Origin of the sequence: Longimonas sp. (assembly GCF_046498435.1) — a bacterium.
GTDB lineage: Bacteria > Bacteroidota > Rhodothermia > Rhodothermales > Salinibacteraceae > Longimonas.
Genome location: NZ_JAWOAR010000061.1, coordinates 1 through 6094, shown reverse-complemented (window position 1 = coordinate 6094; position 6094 = coordinate 1). Strand labels below are relative to the sequence as shown.

General features: G+C 57.6%; 5 protein-coding genes. 3 read left to right on the top strand and 2 right to left on the bottom strand.

Annotated elements, in window-relative coordinates; translation table 11 throughout:
• The first annotated feature begins 198 nt into the window (after positions 1-198).
• Positions 199-1737, top strand: a complete 1539-nt coding sequence (locus R6U20_RS02550; protein WP_410336304.1) for a hypothetical protein — start codon at positions 199-201, stop codon at positions 1735-1737.
• A gap of 740 nt (positions 1738-2477) precedes the next feature.
• Complete coding sequence (locus R6U20_RS02545; RefSeq protein ID WP_410336303.1) at positions 2478-3032, top strand: TlpA family protein disulfide reductase; 555 nt, start codon at positions 2478-2480, stop codon at positions 3030-3032.
• Positions 3033-3115: 83 nt separating this feature from the next.
• Here the strand turns inward: R6U20_RS02545 and R6U20_RS02540 are convergent, their stop codons facing one another.
• Positions 3116-3523, bottom strand: coding sequence for a hypothetical protein (locus R6U20_RS02540; protein ID WP_410336302.1), 408 nt, complete (start codon positions 3521-3523; stop codon positions 3116-3118).
• A 424-nt stretch (positions 3524-3947) separates the two neighbouring features.
• Here R6U20_RS02540 and R6U20_RS02535 point away from each other — a divergent pair, with 424 nt between their 5' ends.
• On the top strand, positions 3948-4169 hold the full coding sequence (locus R6U20_RS02535) for a hypothetical protein (protein ID WP_410336301.1): 222 nt from the start codon (positions 3948-3950) through the stop codon (positions 4167-4169).
• Between the two features lie 121 nt (positions 4170-4290).
• Here R6U20_RS02535 and R6U20_RS02530 read toward each other — a convergent pair.
• Positions 4291-6094 (bottom strand): T9SS type A sorting domain-containing protein (locus tag R6U20_RS02530; RefSeq protein WP_410336300.1); only part of this gene is annotated, 1804 nt, incomplete at its 5' end.

The following is a 6094-nucleotide window of genomic DNA, read 5'->3' as shown; positions in this document are numbered from 1 at the left end:
ACTTCTTCTTCTAAAAAGGCAACTTGTTTTTCCGCCTCTTGTTTTTTACTTGCCAACCAATTTTGACGCTGTTCAAGTTCCATTTTAATGATGACGCCACTGTTCTGCTTGCCAGCGCATTATTTCGCGCAATGTTTAGCCAGCGCCACACCGTTCGGATCGTCACAACCTGCTGCACAAATCTTGGGGGTATCTGCTATGACAACACCACGCCACACGTTACGCTTTCGAACTCTACTCCTGCCCAGCGTACTGTTGATGGCAGCCCTCATGCTCACGGGCTGCTACACGCAACTGGAGACCGCTGACCGTGAGCGTACCACCACGCAGCCGCGCGAATCGCATCGTGCCCCCGACTACGCGCCCAACGTAGACCGTAAACTCACTACGCGCGAACTGCTCGACTGGGCCGACCAGTTGGAACGCGATCGTGAAGAAGGACGCATCTCTGGCGAAGCTTATTGGGATCAGGTTACTGCCATACGGGCTGAAGATCCGTTCTTTTATGAGGCCTACTACGAAGGTGGGCTAAGCAGCCCCCGGTTTGCCTCGCGCGGCTACTCCCATTACTACAGCCCATGGGCCGTGAGCAACTATCGCTACAATAGCCGCCACTACGATCCGTTTTACTACGACTCCTTCTACGGCCCCACTACGTCGTTCCACCTCTCCATTGGATACGGACGGTTCTACCATCGCCCGTATTACCGACGTGCCTTCCATCGTCCGTACTTCTACCGAGGTGGGGCCTCCTTTTATGGCGGCATCCACAACCACTATTATGGTGATGGATATTACGGGAACGGATCGTCCTACTACACCGGGTACACGCCGCTTCGCACGTCGCGACGTACGTATACCCCACGTACCGCCAACGGACGTGGCGTCTCTTCTCGTAACGCTCGCACTACCACGCGATCGGCTACGCCGCGAACCGAACGCTCCAGTGCCAACACATCTACACGTACCAGCCGCACGGCCACCCCGCGCGATCGGGAGACCACAACAACTCGGTCAAGCGGACGCGCAGAAACGGGCCGAAGTAGTGGGCGCACTTCGCGTGACAGTGGGCGCACCACCCGCGACAGCAATGGACGCACCTCGCGTGATCGGGGTACGTCGCGCACGGGGCGCTCTTCGGGACGTGGAAGTGAGCGGACCGAGCGAAGTACAGAACGCCGCACCGAACGCTCTGGAGACCGCTCGCGTACGGAGCGCGGCTCTCGCTCCTCGCGCCAACCTGACACCACCGACCGCAGCACCGACCGCTCCGAAAACGAACGGATTCGTTCGGTACGCCGCATCGACCGCGATGCGCCACGCCCCAAAGTAACCCCCCGAAGAAGCACAACCTCTTCCTCTGATAGAGCCGAACGTGCCTCCGAAGCGCGAAGTGATCGCGATCGCCAAGACGACCAGGTGCGCGAACGCAGCCGCGTTATCATCCCGTCGGACCGGCTGCGCGAAGCACCGAGTCGCCCAGCCCCTCGGACACGAGCGCGCACCGACTCCTCACGGCCTGAAGCGCGCCGTACAGCCCCGCGCACCCGCTCGCCGGAGCGACGCACCCGTACACGCTCTTCCGGCAACACCCGTACACGCTCTTCAAGCGACTCGCGCACACGAAGCAGTCAAGGGTCCTCACGCACAGAGCGTTCTTCAAAACGCGTTCGCAGCGAACGATCGTCGGGGCGTTCGTCCTCACGGAAATCGGATCGGAATAACGACGATGGGTAACGGCTTCCCCTGCTCTCATCTCTGAATCGCGGAACAGCATCAATACCAGATGCCCGAAAGCGGCCTGCTCACATGCGGGCCGCTTTTGTGTTGGAGGGCTTATGAAAGGGGCAACGCGTTCTAGGTCTGTTCTGGGTCCGTTCTGGATCATGAAGCCGTCGTGCCGCGTGTATCATTTTGTCTTGTAGTGACAAGATGGATACATACCCCAACAAAAAAGCCCAGTCCCCCACCAGAGACCGGGCGCACAAGCAGAAGTGGGGCTTATGTGATATGCACTGCCATGACACCCGCCGGGCCCAATCATAACGTGCAATCGCATTCGTTACAATATGCGTCATTCTCGCCTCGTAAGGTACTCTGTATCAAAAACATAGAGGGATAGCCATACCCACGAAACGTGCGTTTACCCGCGCCCTTATCGGCAGTTAATTGATGCTAATTGATGCGTAGTGACGTGTATTCATGCACCTCGGTGCGGTTAGAGACAAGAAGTGATGCTTTTTGGCGGTAGTGGTTATACCAACTCCGCATGCGTCGTTGATGCGTGAAGATATGTACGTGTGAACGATTGGTGGAGCACACCGTCCATCCTTCTATTCATTCGTCCGTCCACACCCACACGAGACCAAAGACCGACTGACGACGTACATCCGGCGTGCTTCAGAAAAGCAATGCCGTAACGCTACAGCTGGATTTGGCAACAGCCCTCCCGATTTAAACCGTTCCCTTTTTTATCTATGCCTGTTTCAGCGGAATCTGATACGCCCTCAGTTTGGATGCGCATCGCCCAGGCGATACGCACATACTGGCATTGGCCGGTCCTGGTAGGCGTGGCACTCTACATGATGTTCCAGTTCTGGCCTCCCATGATCGACCTGGATCCCCCCGGCACCGAAGCACCGACGTTTACACACGAAACGATTGACGGCGATACGTTCCGCACGGCTGACCACGATGGCCAGGTGATGGTTATCAACGTGTGGGCCACCTGGTGCCCGCCGTGCCGCATAGAACTGCCCGGATTTGTTGATCTCCAAAACGAATGGAAGGATGACGTGCAGTTCGTCGGACTCGCCACCGATCAGCAGGGCGCACGTGTTGTGAAACCATTTGCGGAAGAGCAGGGCCTCAACTATCCCCAGATTGCCTCAGACACCCTGGCATACCGGCACTTTCCAGGCGAAGCGGTGCCGCGCACCTATGTTATCGACACAAACGGCGATATTCGCTACGAGCACGTAGGGTTCATGCCAAAATCGACGCTAAACCGCGTACTCCGAGCACTTACCTAATGCGCCCCGTGGCCCCCTTACAGTGCCCGCACTCCCAGCGCAACGCCAAACGATGTGAAGTCAAGTGCCTGAAGTGCCTGACCTCACGCCTCCTCTGGATCCAACTCTTTTTCAGGACGCACGTCCCACATCAGCATCATCTCGATGTCGGCATACTCTTCTTCCCCTTGCTCGTCAATGAAGCGATAGTCGCCGTACGTGGTACGCTGAAAGGGCGGTACGCGATGCCAGGTTGCCCCTTCGCCATCCACAAAATGGTCGGGATATGGGTTCTTGATCGAGTACGATGGATGATACGAGTGGTAGGTCTTCTCAGCCTCGTAAATGGCTGCCCGGCGGGCTCCGGCTTTTGTCGTACTTTCGCCTTCTACTTTGAATGGCGAAATGGAAATGGTGGCTACAACGTAGCCATCGTCTTTTTCGTGATAGGACGGACGCATCACCTTGAAGTCTTCCGGTTCGGGATACGCACTGTGCTGTTCGGCAGCCATAACATGAGAAGCATAGTTGTGAAAACATTAGCGTAGCACTAACGAACCGCAAAGACAAGGGATTCCTTCGGCCTACGCTACGGGTTCTGCCTTAATGTGTATTTTGTTCGAGGGGATACGAAGGTACAAACAATGAGCAAGCGCTTAGCTCCAGATCCCTCATCTCATGCTGCGCACCCAACTGCGCCCAAAACGCATGTGCACCTCTCCCTATGGAGCTCTATGCTTCGCTTTCGCCCGTCTACGTTTATCGTACGCAGGCTGCCCAATCTAATACAGGTTTTGTGAATTTGATGTGTGCGCCGTCCTGGGGAAACCTGCTGTAACGTCGCGCGTCGATCCGACACATTGAATCCACCGACATTGGGCGCACACTGCGCTCCGTCTCTGCCCGTGGTTTCGCCAACAGACAATGTGACTTGCTATGTTTTACGACGAAACTTACTACGACACCGCCGCTGACGACATGATGCCTCGGTTCGACGATCGGTACGCGTCATTCGACGACGACCTTCTCGACGATGAGTATTACGTTGAGGACGACCTCCTTGATGATTTCGACGAGAACTTTGATGACTTCGACGACGATGACGATGAGTACCTCTACGACGACGAGTACTACGAAGACTTCGACGGTGTATTCTAACCCCTATTCCATCTCGCAGTAACTGACGGCAGCCTGCCGGTGCAATGAGCACGGGCTGGCTGCCTGTGTTTTGCGGTGTGCTTGTCCTGTTAGACTGCTGCTTGTAGGACCGCTGCTTGGGCTATCGCACTACGGTAATGCGCTGGGTAGCACTACTCTTCTCGCCACGCAGCCGCACGATGTACAATCCGCTGGCCAGGCCGCTGCCTCCCCACTGGAGCGTTTCCGTCTGCTGCGCTGCAACAGGGCCCTGATGGAGTGTGCGCACACGCTGCCCAAGCGCGTTGTACACCTCAATCGTCACCTCTTGCGCGCTATCAACAGCGAACTGCACGGTCGCGTCTTCTCGCACAGGCACCGGGTACACCCGGAGCTGGGCGGCCTCCTGCATCTGTACATCAACCGTTTGCGGCTCGGTGAGCGTGCTGGTGCCGTCCGTATCGCGCTGTTGGAGGCGGAAGCGGTGCGTACCCGGGTTGAGCGCGCTCGTCTCGAAGGTGTAGGTCTGCCGCTCGTTCGTCGTGCCCTGTCCCTCCACAAAACCAAGCGAGGCGAACGCCTCGGCCTCGGGGCCCTGGTGCTGCACCTCAAAGCCTGCGTTGTTCGTTTCAGAGAGGGTCGTCCACTGCAATGTGGCGGCTTCGTCTGCCGTCTGCACCCTGAAGTCTGACAGTTCGACTGGCAGTGGATCGTCGGAGGAGTTGGCAGGAGCAATGTGGATTTCAAACCGGGCCTCGGTGTCTTCGCTCAGCGGCCGGGCATGCTGATCCATGGTCATGGCCGTACGCGGCGCGTGCGCAGTGGATTGCTGGACGGAGGTGGTGGTGTTCGGGACAGCAGCGTCTGCATCAAATGTATACGAGGATTCGTTGCGCAGATCGACCTCGGCTCCTGTTTCGAGATCCCGAAGATGCACTTGCCACCCGGTGCGCAGCCCTTGCATGGTTGGCCACTGCACGGTAAGGCGATCGACATCCTCGATGTTTTGAGCATCGAGCACGACAGGCACTACGGCTGGTTCGTTCAACTCGAACGGCAGCGAATAACGCGACAGCCGGATTGGAGCATCTTCGTGCGTGTCGTGCCCCGCCAGGGTGGCGTAGGTATCGGTCATAGGCGTAAGTTTCACCGCGCTGCGCACGTCGAAGCTCGTCGTTGCGTCTGGGTGGAGAAAGACCTCAAACGCTTCGTCGTAGGTCTGAATCGCCCCGTCAGCATCGTACCCCGACAGGGAAAATGCGATGCGTGCCTGCGACCGCTCTTCAGGATTGGATTTAGGCGTAACCGGTGCAAGACGACGTCCATCCGCACTGAAGGTGAGTTCGGTGGCTGTACCGCTGGCCCTTGATACGAAGAACCCCTGCCATGGAGCAATCTGCTGGGCTGTTCCTGCATTTTCTTGGCTCCGCTGAATGTATGATCCGGATCCTCCATTTCGGCTCGGATCCCAAATCTGCGCCGTGGTCGTAAATCCCTGGTCAGCAAGGTTGACCCCGTTCAGGTCGAACGCATACGGGTACGGGTTCCCCAGCAGGTGCCACTCGACATCGTCTCCTGCCGGGTCTCCGTCGTTCCCAGCGGTTCCCCCATTCTCAACATTTACGGCCATGTCGTCTGCTGGCGGCACTCCCTCGCCGCTCAGCGTAAACGGGAACGGGCTGTACTGATCTACCGGAGCAGACGTGTCCCACATGTACCAGATGAATCCTTCACCCGGCGGAAGTGCATTGCTACCAGAGGAAACAGGCTCCCAGCCGGTTTCTTCCCACCGGTAGACGTTGGCCGCTCCGCCCAGTGGAAGATCCGATACGCCCTGCACCATGTTTTGCGCGTCGAGATCGGCTACGGTGAAGTTTCCAACTGGCGGCCCCAACATGCGCCAGCCCGAGTTGCCATCAATGGTGGCAGCAGGCTGAAGCTGTTGC